Here is a 16345-nt window from a genome sequence, read left to right as displayed (position 1 = left end):
AAAGATGAAATCCACAGGCGCAATCGGAGTCGACATCGATCGGCGGGGCGCTACGCCCCCGACCCGCCCTCCACGGGCACCGCCCCCGAACGCAGCACATCCAGCAGTTCGATCGGCAGATATCCCCGCTCGGCCAGCCGGGCGAGCACGCCGCCACTGGCCAGGATCTCCAGGATCAGCCAGGGTAGCGGCGTGGTATGACCGGTGGCCGCCGTGGTGTCGTTGCGATAGTCGCCGGTGGCGATGTCGACGGTGACCTGGTCGCCGTCGCGAAAGACGCCGCGCGCGCCCGGAACGGTGAGCGCGGGCAGTCCGGCATTGACCGCGTTGCGGAAGAACAGCGAGTTGAAATCCTCGGCCAGCAACGCGGCGACACCGAGCGTGCGGAACAGGGTGGCGACCGGGCGGGAGGATCCGACGCCGAAATTCCTTCCCGCGACGACGATGTCACCGGGCCGCACCTGATCGGTCCACCCCGGCCGCAGCTGGTGGAACACATGCCGGGCGGCCTCTGGGACATCCATTTTCATCGCGAACGCCGGATACATCGCATCGGTGTCGATCGAGTCGCCGAACACCCAGACTCGGCCGGAGATGATGGTCGATCGCGCGGTCATCGGGTCACACTCCGGGGGTCGGTGATCCGGCCGGTGATCGCCGAGGCGGCGACCGTGGCCGGGGATGCCATGTAGATCTCGGCCTCGGTACTGCCCATGCGGCCGGTGAAGTTGCGGGTACTCGAGGTCAGGCAGACCTCGCCGGGTCCGAGGACGCCCATGTGATATCCGAAGCACGCGCCGCAGGTCGAATTCGTCACCACCGCACCGGAATCGGCGATGTCCTGCAGGTAACCCAGGCGCAGGGCATCGCGGTAGACCTGCTGTGAGGCCGGGGTGACCAGCAGCCGTACGCCCGCCGCGACGCTGCGGCCGCGCAGGATCTCCGCCGCGATGCGCAGATCCTCGAGCTGCCCGTTGGCGCAGGAACCGATGAACGCCTGGTCGATTCGGCGTTCTTCGATCCGGGAGACCGGAATTCCGTTGCGGCTCACCGTTCCCGGCCGCGCGACGTACGGTTCGAGCGCGCCGAGATCGATCGTGCGCACCTGCGCGTACTCGGCGTCCGGATCGGCCACTGCGGGTTCGTAGTCACGCACGCCGCGCTCGGCCAGGAAGTCCGCGAGGACCTCGTCGGCCGCGAAAGTGGCGAAGTCGGCGGAGATTTCGGCGGCCTGGGTGGCGATGGTCCGGCGGTCATTGAGCGGTACGGTCGCCAGGCCAGGTCCGGCGAATTCGAGGTTCTGATTCGTGGCGTCGCCGTAGGTGGCGGCCAGCGCGAGAAATACGTCCTTGCCGCTGATTTCGGGCGGCAGCGCGCCGATCAGTTCGTAACGCACGGTCGGCGCGATCTGGTACCACGTCGAACCGGTGCACATGATCGAATAGACCTCCGCCGGGCCCAGACCGCGCGCGGCGGTGTTGTACGCGCCGCCCGCGCAGGTGTGCGAGTCGGTGCAGGCCAGGACTTCTCCGGGCCGGGCGAGCCCGTTCTCGGCGATCACCTGATGGCAGATGCCGTGCCGTCCGACATCGTAGAACTTCTCGATCCCGAAGTCCGCGACGAACTTTCGCGCCCGAGGCCCGCCCGCGGCGTCCTTCAGGGTGGGGGCGGGAACCGCGTGGTCCATGACGACCGCGACCTTGTCCGGGTCGTGGATCCGGTTCGGGCTCATCCACTGCGTGGCGAATTGCAAATCGATCAGGACGCACATGTCGACCTCGACGGTGACGATGTCACCGGGCCGGACCCGCTCGACGCCGCCCTTGCGCGCGAGCAGGTTCTCGATCATGGTCATGCCCATCGGTGTGGTCCTCCCGTGCGGTAGCGCTCGCCCAGCTCGGACCATTCGGCCAGCCCGACGAGTTCGAAGAAGCCTGCGGGGCCGGACGGCAGCAGGTCGGCCACCTCGCGGCCGGCCAGCTCGCCGAGACCGGTGAGCATGGCGTAGGCGGCCGCGGCCAGCGGCAGCGAGGGGTGGATGGCGATCGCGTACCCGAGTTCGCGCAGGCGCGTGGCGGATTCGATCGGCGTCAGGCCGCCGATCACCAGATTGATCAACAGCGGTGCGGAGACCTCCTTGCTGATGCGCTCGATCTCCTCGACGCTGTGCGGCGCCTCCACGAAGATCACGTCCGCGCCCGCGGCCGCATACGCGTTGGCGCGATCGATCGCGGCGTCCAGCCCCAGTGGTCCCCGCGCGTCGGTCCGCGCGATGAGCACCGTGCCCGGGTCGGTGCAGGCCTCGAGCGCGGCGGTCAGCCGGATGACGAACTCGTCGGCGTCGATGAGCTCCTTGTCGGGCAGATGACCGCATTTCTTGGGAAAAGCCTGGTCCTCGAGCTGAATCGCGGCGACCCCGGCTGCCTCGTATTCGAGCACGGTGCGAATCACGTTGAGTGTCGCGCCGTATCCGGTGTCGGCGTCGGCGATCAGCGGGATGTCACCGAGTACGCGGGTCATCATCCGGGCGCGCTCGGTCATCTCGGTCTGGGTGACCAGCCCGATATCGGGCAACCCGAATCCCGACGCAGCCACACCCGCGCCGGTCAGATAGGCCGCGGGGAATCCGGTACGCGCGGCGAGCGAGGCCGAGATCCCATCGAAAATGCCTGGGGCGGTGATGAACTCACCGGAATCGAGCGCGGTGCGGAGCCTGCGCCGGGCTTCGTGGGCCGTCATCGCCCACCTTCCTTTCCATCCAACGCACCGGCCACGGGCGCGGCCGGCAATTCGGTCAGCTCGCGGATATCGGCCAACTCGTCGATGCCCAGCACGGCCCGCTGGATCGCGTCGAGCCGGCCGGCGGGCATCAGCGGACCGGCCAGGGAGCGGTATTTCGCGACCAGTTCGGCGCCGGTGACCGGGTCCGAGGGACCGCCGTGCGGTTCGGTGATCCGCCGCGGCGGTGTGCTTCCGAAGACGGGTCCGCTGTGCCAGCCGCGCGAGAGCATCTGCGTGCCGTGCAATGCCGCGCCCACGCGCGGGCCGACCTCGAAACCCGCGATCGCCGCCGTCAGCGCGTCACGTCCGGATACGCCGCCGAGGTGGTGAGCCGTTGCCGGCAGCACCGGCAGCACGAGCGAATTGCTGTGCAGCGGAGCCAGCGGATGGAAGTCGTCGAGTTCGAAACCCTGCATGAACGTGCTGTTGAGCAGTACCGCCGCGGGCGCGCTGGTGGTCGCGCCGGTGCCGATCACCGCCGCGTCGCCGGCGCCTTCCAGGTCCAGCACCACGCGGGTGGCGACCCGGGACCACGGCAGTTGCGCGCCGGCCAGTCCGCAGGCCACGCCGTCGAGCAGCAGATGCCGGGCCCGGGAGCGCACCGCCTCGGGGATCTGCTCGGGGGTCAGTTGGTCGACCCAGCGGACCAGCGGAACGGTTACGCCCGATGTCGTCGTTTCCGTCATGCGTCCCAGTGAACGCCCGGCGCGATGCCGCTCCGCTGGATCGCCGGAAACAGCGCGATAATGGACTGTGATCGTGAGAATTCAACGAATCGACGTGGTTGCACGCAGGAATTCGTAATCTCACCGCACCCGTAGCGACGCCTCCCGGGAAGGAACCATGCCGCCGGAACCGCTCTCGCGCGCGTTCGACGAGACCGACATTCAACTGCTCGATGCCCTGCACGCCAATCCCCGGGCCAGTTTCGAACGGCTCGGGCCCGCGCTGGGAATTTCCGCGGTCACCGCGGCCCGGCGCTGGCAGCGCCTCGCCGAATCCGGGCGCGCCTGGGTGGCCTCGGTGCCGGGCCCGCACCTCGCCCTGGCCGGGGCATCGCTCGAGGTTCGCGCCCGGCCCGGACGCGCCCTCGAGGTCGCCCGCGCACTGGCGGCCGTCCCGCAGGTGATGAGCGTCTACGCCACCGACGGCGCATTCGACCTGCAAGCCTTGGTGATCACCGAGACCGTGACGTCGCTGAGCCGACTGCTGCTCGAACGACTCACCGGCATTCCGGGAATCGCCACCGCGCAGAGCCACGTATGCCTGGAGTGGTACAGCGGCACCCGCTGGCGGCTCGGAGCGATCGATCCCGCCCAGCAACGGTCGGTGACCGACGACCCCGGCGATCGCCCACCCGCGGCCGGCAGGCGACCCGCCTTCCGCGATCGGACGCTCGACCCCGAGGATCGCGCGCTGTTCCTGGCCCTGCAGCAGGACGGGCGCGCCCGGTACCGCGATCTCGCAGCCCAGCTGGGCATGGCCGAACAGCAGATACGACGGCGTCTGGATGCGCTCGTGCGACGCGGCGTACTCGGCTTCCGCACCGATTTCACCCGGTCCGAGGGCGGCTGGCCGACCGAATACGCGCTGCGGATCTCGGTGCCGCACCACGCTCTGGCCGAGGTCGGCGCGCAGATCGGGCGATGGCCGCAGACCCGCATCTGCGCGGCCACCACCGGCCCGGCGAACCTGCTGGTCATGGCGCAGGTCCATCACACCGGCGACCTCACCGGCCTGTTCGACCGCATCCGGTCCGGCACCCCCGAGGCCGAGGTCCTCGACCATCGGCTCGTACTGAGCGCGGTCAAGTCCTGGGGTCGTCTGCTGGACGAACGCGGCCGTGCCGCCGGGCTCGTCCCGGTGGATCCGTGGGCGTCGTGGTGACCGCGCCGCGACAGCGCGGTGCGCGAGTTCCGGCCTCGGAACCATCGCCCAGGTGAGAGGGCGAATGCCGGAAAAGATGTTTCACCGCAGCACGCACGGTTACCCGGGGAGGAACGCCGACGACGCGGTCGGCGTCGATGATCGGGTTCGAAGACTGGCCCACGCAATCGAAGACCGGCCACGCCCGTGGCCGTCCGTCCGACAGCGGAAGGAACCAGAAATATGCTCATGCTCACCCCCACAGCCATCGAGGCCGTACGCACGATCACCTCCGGTGATGGCGCGCCCGCGGAGGCGGGCCTGCGGATCTTCTCCGCGACCGAGAACAACCAGGCACTCCAGCTCGCGGTCGCCGCGTCCCCGGCCGAACAGGACCAGGTACTCAGCGCCGAGGGCTCCCGCATCTTCCTGGACGAGAAGGCCGCTGCCTTCCTCGACGACAAGATTCTCGACACCGGCTTGGACGACTCCGGGCAGAGCACCTTCGTCGTGGCGCCGCAGGGCCAGAACCAGACGGACCAGAACGCGCCGCAGATCTAGCCCGTAGCGCGGATTCTACTGCGCTCCAGCGCTTTTCGAACAGCGAGCGGACGTTCCCTCCGCCGCCGAGAACGAATCGCGGCCGACGCCGAAGCAGAGCGCGGCCATTCCCACCGAGTGCCGTGACGGCGCAGCTCGCGAGCGGGCCCCGAGCAGTCGCTCGCCCGGCGCGCCGAGCGGATGCCCGGTGGGCAGCAGCACCAACCTCGACCTCGTTCCCGGGCTGCCCGGCCGGTCGCCGGGCAGCCCGGGAGTTTTGCGACCACGGCCGATCGCGGGCCCCGCCGAGGCGCCTCAGCCCGGGACGAAATCGTGGCCCTGCTGCCGCACTCCCCGAAAAATACGCTGCAGGAATTCCCGCACGACGGCATCGAACGCGGCGGGCGTCTCCATGCTGGGGGTGTGACCGGCCTCGGGGATGATCGCGAGCCGGGCGTCCGGAATCAGATCCGCCAGTTCGGCGGCCAGTACGCCGCGATCGAAGGCGTCCTCGGCGCCGGCCAGCACGAGCGTCGGAATATCCAGTCCCCGTGCGGTTTCGGTGTAATCCGGCCGCGCCGCACGGCCCCGCAGCGCGGCCGCGGCGGTATTCGGATGGGCGGCGATCATCATTGCCCGGGCGTGCGCCGCAACCGCCGGACGCTCGCGCACGGTGCGTTCGCTCAATACCAGCGGCAGGAACTCTTCCGCGTAGTCGCGCACCCCCTCGTACTCGAGCCGATCGGCCAGGGCCAGTCGCGCCGCGCCGGCGGCGGCCGTGTCCAGTCCGGCGAAGGTGTCGGAAAACACTGCGGCCCTTACTCTTCCGGGGTGGCGGTCGAGCAGGTCCAGCACCACTTGCCCGCCCATCGAATATCCGATCAGCACCGGCGCAACGATGCCGCGATCGTCCAGAACCGCGAGCACCGCCCGGGACTGCGCGGCCATGTCGATAAGGCCGCAGGCCACGGCGCTCTCGCCGAATCCGACCATATCGACGCAGATCACCCGGCACCCGATCGAGACGAAGTACTCGATCTGCGGCCGCCACATCCGCTTGTCGAACAGGAAGCCGTGGACGAAGACCAGGGCCGGCCCACTGCCGTGATCGGAATATCCGACGGGCCCGAATTCGGTGGCCAGTATCGACACGTCGGCTCCCGCTCAGATCTTGGACGGGTGGGCGGCCAGCGGTGTCGTCCGCCACAGCTGCGGCCACTTGCCCGCGCGCTGCAGCCGCTGGCTGTACGCCTTCTCGCGGGCCACGATCTGCGCGCGGGCCTCGGGGGCGAGATCACTGGGCAGCTGGACATCCATCCGCACGTGGAACAGCAAGTCGTCCTCCTGGACTCGAAAGGCGTTCGGACCGTGAGGAGTTCAGGCACGGTCGAGTACGAAGTCGTAGACGGCGGCGTCGCCGCCGGGCAGCGGCCGGGGGTCGAGGATCAGCTCGGGCTCGACCGCCGCGGCGATGTCGTCGTCGTTGTGCTGGTCGTTCGGGAAATACAGCTGCGCGGTGAGCAACTCGTGTGCCGGCGCGGAAACCTTCACGTGCAGATGGGCCGGACGCCAGGCATGCCAGCCCGCCGCAGCGATGAGTTTGCCACACGCGCCGTCGGCGGGGTTCTGATATGGCACGGGACGCATGGCGTGGATCTCGAAGCGGCCCTCGGCGTCGGCGCGGAACCTCGCACGCGGATTCCATTCCGGGATGCCGGGCGCGAACTGGGAGTACAGACCGTCGGAGTCGGCGTGCCAGATTTCGATCGTGGCATCCCCCAGGCCCGAGCCGTCGATCGAGGTGACCCGGCCGGTCCACGCCAGCGAACTGCCGGACTCGCCCGCGCGCATCGGAACCGAATCGCCCACCCCGCGCTCGGAAGCGCCGTCGGCGACGAAACGCATCGTGGCGCGGGCGCCGGAATCGGCCCCGGTCGGCGCCGGGTTGACGGTGGTCATCGGATCCTCCTCGAGAACCGACCTGTATTCGGTTGTGGAGCTGACGTTTTCGGATGCGGTCAACGGTCCTGGCGATACCGGGACCGATCTGCCAAAGCCAAGTCCTGCATGCGCTGTGCCGTTGTCGCCCAATGGCTCTGGTGGACCGGGCAGATCGGGCCATCGCACCGGTCGGGCCCGGCGCGCTGCTGCACTGGACCGCGACATCCGTGCACTGCCTGCGCGGGGATCGGCACGCGGCGCGGATCTCCCTGGGGAATGCCGCGACGGGACCGCAGGATTACGAGATCGTGCGGGTGCCTTCGTATCTGCCCGTGACCTTTTCGCCGCGCCGGTCGCCTGCGGCCTGCCCAATCGCGAGGTCGCGGCCGAGCTGTACATCTCCACCAAAACCGTTCAGTACCACTTGACTCGCATCCATACCGAGCTCGGCATCCGCTCCCGCGCCGGACTGGCGGCACTGCGCGAGGACATCTGACGGGATAACACGTCCACGTACCGGGCGGTACCTGCCCAAACGAGGGGCACACCTCGATGGGTGTACACCGAATGTGCAGACTGTCACATCCGGATAAGGAAATCGCCGAGCCGCACATGAGTGTTTGCTGACTAGTGACTAATTCCCCGACTTCCGGTATGTTCTCTAGAGTGGCGGATGCTAGAGAGTTGCTCACCTATCAGGTGACGATCTCGCGGCCCGACAACTACGGCGAGACGTGGTGGCGGGTCGGCAACGCGGGCACACCTGCGCAAGCCGCCGCCGCACTGACCGAACTGGCCGTGCGCTGCGCGCTGGAACCGACCTCGCCCACGGGCCGCTGCTGGTTCGTCTGTGATGTCCGTTTCGCCGATGACGTGCAGGTGGACTACTTCGTGGGTTCCATAAGCACCACCCACCTGGGCGATCAACTCCGCGGCGCGGCCGCCCGCATCCGCGAGGTGACCGATGCGGCCGCACACGCCGCCCATCCCCCGCTCCCGCCGAAGGGCACACACTGACGGACCCGCGCACAAGAGCGGGTAGCGATTACACATTCGATTCGCAGCTAATCTGTAGCAATGCCTGATCGATAGGGCCGATGTCTATCGCGCCCAGCGGCCGACCCGCATCGGAACGCCCGCCTCGTGTCTGCTCGGCGCTCGGCCCCGGATCACGCCTCGGTCGATCTCGACAATTGCGCACCGCAGCGTCGGCGGGACGGCGCCGCCCCGCCGAGCGCAGGACCTTCAGCCGCCGCGTCGACGACGGATGGAAACCAGCGCCACTTACCCGAAAACTCGACGAAAATGCTTGCCGCACCGCGTGATACAGAACACGTGCGAGTCGGGCAGGGCTCACGGCAAGCGTTCGCAAGCAACCCGGCAATGTGTAACCCGGAGGCAACCGAGCGGTCGAACGGGGCTCTTACGGTACCAACCGCCAGGTACTCACCGGCGAGTACTCCGCATCGATTCGCCCAGGTCGGCCCGTGTCCGACCCAGTTTTTCCACCGGATTTTCCCGTAGAAAGCATGAGGAATGCGCGAATATATTCTGGGTATCGCCCGAGATCTCTACAGCGCCCACACCGATGCCACCATGGACGAGATCGCGGCCACGGCCGGTCTGGACGCGGCTCAGGTCCACGACTACTTCCGCAGCCTGGACGATGTGCGCGACGCTCTCGCACCGGCCTCGGCCGTTGCGGCATGAACGGCCGGACCGCTGTGAATATGATGCCCACCACCGCCAGTGCTGTCCGACAGCGACTGTCCCCCAACGGATTCCGCCGTTCCCGCAGCACCCCGACGCTCGCCCGGGTCGGCGACGAACGCGCCGTCGGCTACCGCACCGGCCCACAGGATTGCGTCCAAGCGGCGGGCCCCGGCCCCGAATGGTCGAACAAACCACCGGTCGTGGCCTCCTATGCGGTCATCCGGCTCTGCGAGGAACTGTGCATGGTCGCACTCCTCGAGACGATGCCGGAGGGTTTCTGCTCGTTGGGCACTCGCCAGCATCTCGGCCATCTCGGCCCGATCGCGGTGGGCGCGGAGATCACCATCACCGCCCGATGCGTCCGCGCTCGTGGTCGGTTCAGCAGTTGGCGAGTGACGGTGCGTGATTCGCACGAAATCGTCGGTGAGGGCCGGATGGACTTCGTCGCAGTCCACCGTCCCCACTACGAGGCCCGCCGCCTGGAGCCCAAGCGCGCCGCGCTGGCCTCGGCCTGTGCAACCGCCTGACAGCTCGAATCACTTGCGAACGCAGACGAAGTCGGAGAGGTCTGCGACACGCGAAGTCTCCCTCGGCCCCAGCGGCAGAGGGAGACTTCGCGATTCGCACCGCAGTAGTCGCCGCGCGGAGTCACCCGCACCGCGGACGCACTGCTCGGTCGTCCACCGCGGGAGTCTGCCGCGCGGCCGGTTTCGTCGGTCCGATCAGACGTCGAATCAGCCCGCCTGCCGCGACCGACACACTCGGATTTATCCAATGCGAAGTTGTATAAATAAGGCATGGGATATGCGAGCCAGAGACGGCGCGCGGCGGGGCGCTGCCGGGACATCGCAGCGACGGAAGTCCGCCGATGAGTCCGCCGCGCGCCGATCCCGTCGTCCGAGCGGCCCGTACGGACGGCCGGCGCGCCGACGTACTGTCGGCGCTGCGCGCGGTCCGCGAACCGTTGAGCATCCTCGACCTGGCCGCTCGGCTGGGACTGCACGCCAACACCGTGCGCTTCCATCTCGACGCGCTGGTATCGGCCGGGCAGGCCGAGCGAGTACGGCCGGAACGCACCGGCCCGGGGCGGCCCGCACAGATGTTTCGCGCCCATCGCGGGATGGACCCGACCGGCCCGCGCAACTATCGACTGCTCGCGCAGATTCTGCTCGCCGACCTCGCGACCGCACCCGATCCGGCCGCACACGCGCTTCGGGCCGGGCGCGCCTGGGGCCGCGGACTCACGCCCCCGGATACCGGGGAATCCGCCGTCGATGCTCTGCTGGGCACGTTGGCCGAACTCGGCTTCGACCCACGGCCGGACCCGGCCGATCGGGAACGAATCCTGCTGCGGCACTGCCCATTTCTGGATCTGGTCGAAGAAGGTCCGGCACTGGTGTGCGCGGTGCACCTCGGCCTGATGCGCGGCGTGCTGGACGCCCGGCGCGCAACCGTCACCGTCGACCGGCTCGACGCGTTCGCCCGGCCCGATCTGTGCCTGGCACATCTGACCACCACCGGCGGGCAGCACGCCACCACCGGCGGGCAGCACGCCGCCGCCGAACAGACAGGACACACCCCATGAGTTCCGCCGAGGCCGTCATCACCGCCGTCCTTTTCGTCTGGCTGGGCATGGTCTTGGCGATCTCGTTCCTGGAAGCGCCGTTGAAATTCCGCGCACCGCAGGTGACGCTGCCGATCGGACTCGGCATCGGCCGCATGGTGTTTCGCGCGCTCAATACGATCGAGGTCGTCTTCGCCGTGGTCACAGTGGTGGCATCGCTGTTCGCGCCGTTCGGCGCCGTCTCGGTCGCGGCGGTGATCGCCGTGGTGATGCTCGCGGGCCAACTCCTGTTCGTCCGTCCCGGCCTGAGCCGCCGCAGCGACGCCGTTCTGGCCGGTGCGGACGCTCCCCGCTCGAACGCCCACTACGCGTACGTCGCCCTGGAGGTGATCAAGGCGATCGCGCTGCTGGCCGGCGGAATCCTCGTGCTGACCGACGCCGTCGCCTGACGCGAAACCGGCCGGTTGCCCCGCAGTGCACCATGTTCCACCACACCAAGCCCGAGCCGCGCGGCCACCGGCGGACCATGTTCTCGGCATCTCGTCTTTCCAACAGCACGCCGGCTTCTGCTGATAGCGGAAACACCGACGTCTGCTTCCGCACCAGCGCGCTGAACGGCAAGCTCTTCATCGCACTCATCACATCGGGATGTCGCAAGGACTGACTAGTCCAGTACTTATCAGGCGTATCGGAGGAAGTCGTGACCATCGCCATCGTCGGAGCCGGGCCGGGCGGCTTGCTGCTGGCCCGGATGCTGTACCTCAACGGCATCGAAGCTGTTGTGTACGAACGTGATTCCTCGCGCGGCGCGCGCGGCCAGGGCGGCATGCTCGACATCCACTCCGGACAGCCGGCGCTGCGCGAGGCCGGGCTGATCGACGGGTTCTACGCGATCGCTCGTGGCGAGGGCCAGGACATGCGCCTGCTCGAACCGGACGGCACCCTGCTGCTCCAGGAGGACACGCCGGACGACGCCCCGCTGCTGCGGCCCGAGGTCGACCGCGCCGATCTGCGCGATCTGCTACTGAATTCCATCCCCGAGGACATGGTGCGCTGGGGGCACGCGTTCGCCTTCGCGGAGCGAACATCGGACCCGGGAGCCGGCGGCCGGCTGCATTTCGCCGACGGCAGCAGTGCCGCGTACGACCTGCTTGTCGGCGCGGACGGCGCACAGTCCCGGGTCCGCGCGCTGCTCACCGACGCGCGCCCGGTGCCTATCGGCCAGAACGTCGTCGAGATCGGCATTCCCGACATCGACCGCACGCACCCGGACCTCGCGGCGATGGTCGGGCGCGGCAACTACTGGGTGCTCGGCGACGGGATTTCGCTTGCGGCGCAACGCAATGGCGACGGTCGCGTGCGCATCGGCATCAGCTTCTACCACACTGCCGAGGACTGGTTCGCGACCAGCAGAATCCCATTCGGCGATCCGGTCGCCGCCCGGGCGCGCCTGATCGAGCTGCTCCCCGGCTGGCACCCACAGTTCACCGCGCTGATCGCGGCCTGCGACGACATGATCACGCCGCGGTCGATGACCACCCTCCCCATCGGCCTGACCTGGCCGACCACCCCGGACGTGACGCTGGTCGGCGACGCCGCGCACCTGATGCCGGCGGTAGGCGAGGGCGCCAACATGGCACTGCTCGACGGCGCTGTGCTCGGCCGCGCACTGGCCGTGCACCCGGACGATTTCCCCACCGCCGTAGCGGAATACGAACGCGAGATGTTCGACCGGACCAGCGCGGTGGCGGAACGATCCGCACGCTTGCAGGAAATGTTGATGGCACCCGATGCCAGTCGCAGAGTGCTCGCCTTCTTCCAACCGGACTGAAAGCCAACCGAATACGTCCGGGAATGCGAACTGGTGCTGGCCGTCGCGATCGGCGCGGGACTGTTGGCCCGCAACGCATTCGCCAAGGAGATTCCGGGAAACGCCGTCGCGGTTCCCGGGGGCGTCGTCGGTGGCGCATGTACTGGCCGACGGCGCGGTCCGGATCGGCGATCCGCACGCGAGGGTGACGGTCCGGGTCGTCATGGATCTGCAGTGCCCGTACTGCAAGATGTTCGAGGCGAACAACGGGTCGGTGCTCGAGAACGCGGTGCGCGATCACACCGCCGCGGTCGAGTACAGCGTCATAACCTTCCTCGACCGGGCGAGCACCACGCAGTACTCCTCCCGCGCCGGAAACGCCTCGTTCTGCGTCACGAATTCCGGCTTGGACCACTACCAGTCATGGCTGGCCGCGATGTTCGCGCAGCAGCCCGAAGAAGGCAGCGACGGCCTCGCCGACGATCGGCTGATCGACATCGCCGAAACGGCCGGTTATACGGAAAACGCTGTGGCCCAATGCATCACCAACCGCAGCTACGACAGGTACCTGCGCGCGAAGACCAAGGCGGTACTGGCCGGCGGGGTGGACTCCACCCCCACCGTCACCGTCAACGGCAAACAGGTCACCGCGAGCAGCGCCCTGATGTCCCCGGGCGGCCTGGCCCCGATCATCGCGGCGGGCTGAGCAGCCCCTGATCGTGCAGGCTGCGGCAGGTGGCGACGAGCGCCTCCGCCGGGGTTGCCGGGTCCCAGCCGAGCAGGCGGCGGGCCTTGTCGTTGGTCGCGTTCTTGTATTTGCCGAGTTCGGGTAGCAACTGCCGCGCGGCGGGGTCGAACAGCGCCACCGCTCGCACGAGCCAGTTCGGGATCGCTCTCGTGGGCACCTTGCGGGCCAGGTCACCGCAGCCGTCCCGGAGAGTTCGGGCGATCTCCCGGCTGGTCATGAAGTCGCCGCTGGTAGCCAGGAAACGCTCGCCCGCGGCGGCCGGGGAGGTCATGGCCCGCACATGTAGGTCTGCCACATCGCGTACGTCGACGATGCCGAAGCGGACGTCGGGGCAGCCGGGAAGCGCACCGTCGAGCATGCGCTTGATCAACTGGATCGAGGTGGAGTAGTCGGCACTCAGCACCGGGCCCATGATGCCGACCGGGTTGACCACGGCCAGTTCCAGTCCGCCGGCTTCGCGCGCGATGAAGTCCCAGGCCGCCCGTTCGGCAAGGGTCTTGGATCGCTGATACGGCTGCACACCCGGCGCGTCGGGGTCGGTCCAGTCCGCTTCGGTGAACGCGGTGCTCCGCTCCGCATGGCCGTAACCGATCGCGGCGAACGAAGAGGTGAGCACCACCCGTCGGACACCCGCGTCGCGGGCGGCTCGCAGCACGCGCAGTGCTCCGTCGCGGGCCGGCACGATCAGCTCGTTCTCGTCCTTCGGCACCGTGGCCGGAAAGGGCGAGGCGACGTGCAGGACGTAATCGCAGCCTTCGACCGCCTCGGCCCAGCCCGGATCGGTGGTCAAGTCGGCGACGGACACCGCCAGGCGACCACCCGGCTCACCCGCGCCGCCCGCGCGCACCATTGCCCGCACATCCTCCGCACGCGCCGGACTCCGGACAGTGGTGCGCGTTTCGTACCCGGCCGCCAGCAGTCGAACCAGGCAGTGAGCGCCGAGAAACCCGCTCCCACCGGTCACCAGAACACGCGCCATCTCGGGACTCCTTCACTGTGATCGCCACTCGCAACGAGAACTTCGAGCGACATTTACGTCTACTATTGAGACATAAATGTATCACCAGTACACAGCACTGTGCAGACAGCGATGTCCAGATCTGCGACACGGCCACCTACGATGAGATAATGACCGCCCCTTCCCCGGGCAGCGGATCCCCGCGTTTCGACCGCACATCCGCCGCGATCCTGGACGCCGCCGCCCGCGTGTTCTCCGAGGAGGGTTCGAGCGCCGGACTCTCCGCCGTGGCGTCGGCCGCAGGTATCAGCCGTGCCACGCTCTACCGGTACTACGCGAACCGGGACGCCCTGCTCGACGCCCTCGTCGCCGACGCGGCCGCCGATCTCGGCCGCCGCCTCGATGACGCCGGTCTCGCCCGCGCCGGTGTCGTCGAGGCGCTCGAGCGCATCCTGCGTGCGGTGGTCGCGGTCGGTGATCGCTACGCCGTCCTGCTCAGCGACCACGAGCGGGTCAGAACGGTGCTGCCCACCCTCGCCGCCCCGGTCCACGAGGTGCTCGGTCGCGGCATCCAGGAGGGTGTGCTGCGCGGCGACCTTTCGATCGAAATCCTCGACGAATTCCTCAGCGGCGCGGCGCTCAGCGCGGTCAAACTGACCCGGCAGGGCCGCCTCGGCCTGGAAGAAGCCAGCGCCGCCGCTGCCGGCCTCTTCCTCGACGGCAGCCGCGCGGGCGCCCCACGCCGTCGGTGAACATTCGCGCAGCACGACGCGAGCCCGCCGACCGGTAACGGCCCGGCGGCTCGCGACACCCCGCCTGCCATGCACCTCCTCCGATCCGGGCATCGAGAAGCCTTGTCGCAGTGCATGTTCGAACGGCGAGGATGCCCGCTACCCAACCGCGGCGTCGAGCAGATAGGCGGCGGAGCCCAGAGCGAGAAGCAGGTAGAGACCGGGGAAGGCGATGTTGTGGAAAACGCGGGCTCTGATGTGGGCGGCGATCGCACCGACGAAGAACAGCGTCAGGCCGATGCCCGCCGCCACACCGAGCCAGGGCGGTGCGAGCAGTCCGACGACGAGGCCCGCGGCCCCGGCCAGTTTCAATGTCGCGAGGTAGGGCACGGCGCGCGCGGGAACGTGCACCTCGGCCGAATTCCGCAGCACGAAACCGGCCCGGCCGTAATCGGCGAGCGCGATTGCCGCATTCGCCACGATGCACACGAGCGTGACGACGAACAGGGCGGTCATGCCTCACACCAGCTCTCGGCGTGAAACATGACCGTCCGCGAGAATTGCACGAAACAGGGTCCGGGACGGGACCTCGGATACGCTCATCGACAGGTCGCTTCCTTCAGTAGTGGTGAACTTCGGAACAGAGATTCGGTGGTCTCGTTCATCCCGACGTCTCACAGCTCGGAAAGGTGACACCCGGTGGTATCCGATGTGGAATTCGAAGCGGCCCGACCGCGATTGACCGCGGTGGCCTTCCGGTTGCTCGGGTCGGTGCACGACGCCGAGGACGCCGTGCAGACCACCTGGATCAGGGCATCGACCGGCGACGCGACCGAGGTCCGCAACCCGGCGGCATGGTTGACCACGGTGCTCACCCACGTCTGCCTCGACCAGCTGCGCACCCGACACCGTCGCCGCGAGGAGCCGCTGCTCGCGGACATGCTCCCCGCCGAGGCGCTCGCGGCGGACGAGGACTATCTGCGACGCGAGAACGTTTCCCGGGCCCTGATGGTGATCCTGGCTCGCCTGACCCCACCGCAACGCGTCGCCTACGTCCTGCACGACCTGTTCGACATCCCGTTCCAGGAGGTGGCGCGCACTCTCGCCACCAGCGCCGACAACGCGAAGAAGCACGCCAGCCGGGCGCGCCGCCGGATCGAAGGGGCTGATCCGGCCCTCGCGACCACCGTCGAGAAGAACGCGGTCGTCGACGCATTCCTCGACGCGGCCGCCGGTGGCGACATCGACCGCATGCTCGCGCTGATGACCGAGGACTGTGTGCGCACCGCCGACCCGGCCCTCGTACCGCCGGGCACGCCGGCCGTCGTCACCGGCGCCCGCGCGGTCGCCGAGGAGACGAGACTGTTCGCCGACCGGATCCGGGCCGCCACCGCGATGCTGGTCGCCGGACGCTCGACCCACGTCATCGCACCCGGCGGCCACCTGCTCGCGGTTGTCGACGTCATCACCCGGGACGGTCGCGTCAGCCGGATCGAGATCGGTCGTGCGCGCCCGCACACGGTGGCCTCATGAGCCGCAGTTGCGCGGCTCGTCTCGCGAGCCACCAGCCCGCAACCCGACGGGGGACTTCCGGATCGTCGGGTCCAGTATTCTCGATCCGGATACTGTCCGCGCTCCGGCTCCGCACGGTGCCACCGAAACGGTTGTCCCCGAACAGATTCCATTATTCGCC

The 16345-nt window shown here is 68.6% G+C and carries 20 protein-coding genes and 2 pseudogenes; 13 read left to right on the top strand and 9 right to left on the bottom strand.

The window, feature by feature from the left end; genetic code table 11:
- Positions 1 to 50 precede the first annotated feature (50 nt).
- From AC5WS7_RS16440 to AC5WS7_RS16425, 4 genes are read right to left on the bottom strand one after another with little or no spacing between them, the layout of a single operon-like run.
- Positions 51 to 617: a LeuD/DmdB family oxidoreductase small subunit gene (locus AC5WS7_RS16440; protein WP_495955362.1), complete on the bottom strand. Its 567-nt coding sequence runs from the start codon at positions 615 to 617 to the stop codon at positions 51 to 53.
- A complete protein-coding gene (locus AC5WS7_RS16435; protein ID WP_495955361.1) occupies positions 614 to 1861 on the bottom strand; it encodes a 3-isopropylmalate dehydratase large subunit in 1248 nt (415 codons plus the stop codon). Before AC5WS7_RS16435 ends, AC5WS7_RS16440 begins: the two co-directional genes overlap by 4 nt.
- On the bottom strand, positions 1852 to 2739 hold the full coding sequence (locus tag AC5WS7_RS16430) for an isocitrate lyase/PEP mutase family protein (protein ID WP_495955360.1): 888 nt from the start codon (positions 2737 to 2739) through the stop codon (positions 1852 to 1854). The genes AC5WS7_RS16435 and AC5WS7_RS16430 overlap by 10 nt, the downstream gene beginning before the upstream one ends.
- Positions 2736 to 3467 carry an MmgE/PrpD family protein gene (locus AC5WS7_RS16425; protein WP_495955359.1) on the bottom strand — a complete coding sequence of 244 codons (732 nt, stop codon included), beginning with the start codon at positions 3465 to 3467 and terminating at the stop codon, positions 2736 to 2738. The genes AC5WS7_RS16430 and AC5WS7_RS16425 overlap by 4 nt, the downstream gene beginning before the upstream one ends.
- Positions 3468 to 3624: 157 nt before the next feature.
- On the opposite strand from AC5WS7_RS16425, the gene AC5WS7_RS16420 reads away from it, so the two are divergent.
- Together AC5WS7_RS16420 and AC5WS7_RS16415 are read left to right on the top strand one after the other, a co-directional pair.
- The gene (locus AC5WS7_RS16420; protein ID WP_495955358.1) at positions 3625 to 4668 is read left to right on the top strand and encodes an Lrp/AsnC family transcriptional regulator; all 1044 of its coding nucleotides are present in this window, start codon (positions 3625 to 3627) and stop codon (positions 4666 to 4668) included.
- Positions 4669 to 4890: 222 nt separating this feature from the next.
- Entirely contained in the window at positions 4891 to 5208 is a 318-nt protein-coding gene (locus AC5WS7_RS16415; protein ID WP_495955357.1) for a hypothetical protein, read from the top strand.
- 294 nt (positions 5209 to 5502) lie between these two features.
- Here AC5WS7_RS16415 and AC5WS7_RS16410 read toward each other — a convergent pair whose 3' ends face one another.
- The 3 genes and pseudogenes from AC5WS7_RS16410 to AC5WS7_RS16400 all read right to left on the bottom strand — a co-directional run bounded on the left by AC5WS7_RS16410 (position 5503) and on the right by AC5WS7_RS16400 (position 7146).
- The gene (locus AC5WS7_RS16410; RefSeq protein ID WP_495955356.1) at positions 5503 to 6339 is read right to left on the bottom strand and encodes an alpha/beta fold hydrolase; all 837 of its coding nucleotides are present in this window, start codon (positions 6337 to 6339) and stop codon (positions 5503 to 5505) included.
- A 48-nt stretch (positions 6340 to 6387) separates the two neighbouring features.
- Positions 6388 to 6522: pseudogene (locus AC5WS7_RS16405) on the bottom strand (muconolactone Delta-isomerase family protein); the annotation flags it as partial.
- A gap of 42 nt (positions 6523 to 6564) precedes the next feature.
- Complete coding sequence (locus AC5WS7_RS16400; RefSeq protein WP_495955355.1) at positions 6565 to 7146, bottom strand: dioxygenase family protein; 582 nt, start codon at positions 7144 to 7146, stop codon at positions 6565 to 6567.
- A gap of 328 nt (positions 7147 to 7474) precedes the next feature.
- Between AC5WS7_RS16400 and AC5WS7_RS16395 the strand changes: the two are divergent.
- The 9 genes and pseudogenes from AC5WS7_RS16395 to AC5WS7_RS16355 all read left to right on the top strand — a co-directional run.
- A pseudogene (locus tag AC5WS7_RS16395) lies at positions 7475 to 7624 on the top strand (helix-turn-helix domain-containing protein); the annotation flags it as partial.
- 170 nt (positions 7625 to 7794) lie between these two features.
- The gene (locus tag AC5WS7_RS16390; RefSeq protein WP_495955354.1) at positions 7795 to 8145 is read left to right on the top strand and encodes a hypothetical protein; all 351 of its coding nucleotides are present in this window, start codon (positions 7795 to 7797) and stop codon (positions 8143 to 8145) included.
- A gap of 519 nt (positions 8146 to 8664) precedes the next feature.
- Complete coding sequence (locus AC5WS7_RS16385; RefSeq protein ID WP_495955353.1) at positions 8665 to 8838, top strand: hypothetical protein; 174 nt, start codon at positions 8665 to 8667, stop codon at positions 8836 to 8838.
- Positions 8839 to 8858: 20 nt separating this feature from the next.
- Positions 8859 to 9368 (top strand): thioesterase family protein, encoded by a 510-nt coding sequence (locus AC5WS7_RS16380; RefSeq protein ID WP_495955352.1) that lies wholly within the window; start codon positions 8859 to 8861, stop codon positions 9366 to 9368.
- 341 nt (positions 9369 to 9709) lie between these two features.
- On the top strand, positions 9710 to 10426 hold the full coding sequence (locus AC5WS7_RS16375; protein WP_495955351.1) for a helix-turn-helix transcriptional regulator: 717 nt from the start codon (positions 9710 to 9712) through the stop codon (positions 10424 to 10426).
- On the top strand, positions 10423 to 10854 hold the full coding sequence (locus tag AC5WS7_RS16370; protein WP_495955350.1) for a hypothetical protein: 432 nt from the start codon (positions 10423 to 10425) through the stop codon (positions 10852 to 10854). Before AC5WS7_RS16375 ends, AC5WS7_RS16370 begins: the two co-directional genes overlap by 4 nt.
- 32 nt (positions 10855 to 10886) lie before the next feature.
- Positions 10887 to 11069, top strand: a complete 183-nt coding sequence (locus AC5WS7_RS16365) for a hypothetical protein (RefSeq protein ID WP_495955349.1) — start codon at positions 10887 to 10889, stop codon at positions 11067 to 11069.
- A gap of 36 nt (positions 11070 to 11105) precedes the next feature.
- The gene (locus tag AC5WS7_RS16360; protein WP_495955348.1) at positions 11106 to 12236 is read left to right on the top strand and encodes an FAD-dependent oxidoreductase; all 1131 of its coding nucleotides are present in this window, start codon (positions 11106 to 11108) and stop codon (positions 12234 to 12236) included.
- Positions 12237 to 12366: 130 nt separating this feature from the next.
- A complete protein-coding gene (locus AC5WS7_RS16355; RefSeq protein WP_495955347.1) occupies positions 12367 to 12921 on the top strand; it encodes a DsbA family protein in 555 nt (184 codons plus the stop codon).
- On the opposite strand, the gene AC5WS7_RS16350 is transcribed toward AC5WS7_RS16355, so the two are convergent.
- Positions 12905 to 13942, bottom strand: coding sequence for an SDR family oxidoreductase (locus AC5WS7_RS16350; protein ID WP_495955346.1), 1038 nt, complete (start codon positions 13940 to 13942; stop codon positions 12905 to 12907). The genes AC5WS7_RS16355 and AC5WS7_RS16350 overlap by 17 nt on opposite strands.
- Before the next feature lie 149 nt (positions 13943 to 14091).
- On the opposite strand from AC5WS7_RS16350, the gene AC5WS7_RS16345 reads away from it, so the two are divergent.
- Complete coding sequence (locus tag AC5WS7_RS16345; RefSeq protein WP_495955345.1) at positions 14092 to 14673, top strand: TetR/AcrR family transcriptional regulator; 582 nt, start codon at positions 14092 to 14094, stop codon at positions 14671 to 14673.
- 138 nt (positions 14674 to 14811) lie between these two features.
- Here the strand turns inward: AC5WS7_RS16345 and AC5WS7_RS16340 are convergent, their stop codons facing one another.
- On the bottom strand, positions 14812 to 15168 hold the full coding sequence (locus AC5WS7_RS16340; RefSeq protein WP_495955344.1) for a DoxX family protein: 357 nt from the start codon (positions 15166 to 15168) through the stop codon (positions 14812 to 14814).
- A gap of 183 nt (positions 15169 to 15351) precedes the next feature.
- Here AC5WS7_RS16340 and AC5WS7_RS16335 point away from each other — a divergent pair, with 183 nt between their 5' ends.
- A complete protein-coding gene (locus tag AC5WS7_RS16335; protein ID WP_495955343.1) occupies positions 15352 to 16185 on the top strand; it encodes a sigma-70 family RNA polymerase sigma factor in 834 nt (277 codons plus the stop codon).
- Positions 16186 to 16345: the final 160 nt, after the last annotated feature.

Source organism: Nocardia sp. PLKS1-43 (assembly GCF_059510335.1).
Note: the sequence above shows the minus strand (reverse complement) of the source record. Positions and strands in the feature narration are given on the sequence as shown.

Bases quoted from the DNA above. Each gene is read 5' to 3' on its own strand.
- AC5WS7_RS16430 (WP_495955360.1), bottom strand. From the start codon at position 2,739: ATGACGGCCCACGAAGCCCGGCGCAGGCTCCGCACCGCGCTCGATTCC.
- AC5WS7_RS16365 (WP_495955349.1), top strand. From the start codon at position 10,887: ATGTTCCACCACACCAAGCCCGAGCCGCGCGGCCACCGGCGGACCATG.
- AC5WS7_RS16385 (WP_495955353.1), top strand. From the start codon at position 8,665: ATGCGCGAATATATTCTGGGTATCGCCCGAGATCTCTACAGCGCCCAC.
- AC5WS7_RS16350 (WP_495955346.1), bottom strand. From the start codon at position 13,942: ATGGCGCGTGTTCTGGTGACCGGTGGGAGCGGGTTTCTCGGCGCTCAC.
- AC5WS7_RS16420 (WP_495955358.1), top strand. From the start codon at position 3,625: ATGCCGCCGGAACCGCTCTCGCGCGCGTTCGACGAGACCGACATTCAA.
- AC5WS7_RS16440 (WP_495955362.1), bottom strand. From the start codon at position 617: ATGACCGCGCGATCGACCATCATCTCCGGCCGAGTCTGGGTGTTCGGC.
- AC5WS7_RS16400 (WP_495955355.1), bottom strand. From the start codon at position 7,146: ATGACCACCGTCAACCCGGCGCCGACCGGGGCCGATTCCGGCGCCCGC.
- AC5WS7_RS16370 (WP_495955350.1), top strand. From the start codon at position 10,423: ATGAGTTCCGCCGAGGCCGTCATCACCGCCGTCCTTTTCGTCTGGCTG.
- AC5WS7_RS16345 (WP_495955345.1), top strand. From the start codon at position 14,092: ATGACCGCCCCTTCCCCGGGCAGCGGATCCCCGCGTTTCGACCGCACA.
- AC5WS7_RS16425 (WP_495955359.1), bottom strand. From the start codon at position 3,467: ATGACGGAAACGACGACATCGGGCGTAACCGTTCCGCTGGTCCGCTGG.
- AC5WS7_RS16375 (WP_495955351.1), top strand. From the start codon at position 9,710: ATGAGTCCGCCGCGCGCCGATCCCGTCGTCCGAGCGGCCCGTACGGAC.
- AC5WS7_RS16415 (WP_495955357.1), top strand. From the start codon at position 4,891: ATGCTCATGCTCACCCCCACAGCCATCGAGGCCGTACGCACGATCACC.
- AC5WS7_RS16380 (WP_495955352.1), top strand. From the start codon at position 8,859: ATGATGCCCACCACCGCCAGTGCTGTCCGACAGCGACTGTCCCCCAAC.
- AC5WS7_RS16340 (WP_495955344.1), bottom strand. From the start codon at position 15,168: ATGACCGCCCTGTTCGTCGTCACGCTCGTGTGCATCGTGGCGAATGCG.
- AC5WS7_RS16435 (WP_495955361.1), bottom strand. From the start codon at position 1,861: ATGGGCATGACCATGATCGAGAACCTGCTCGCGCGCAAGGGCGGCGTC.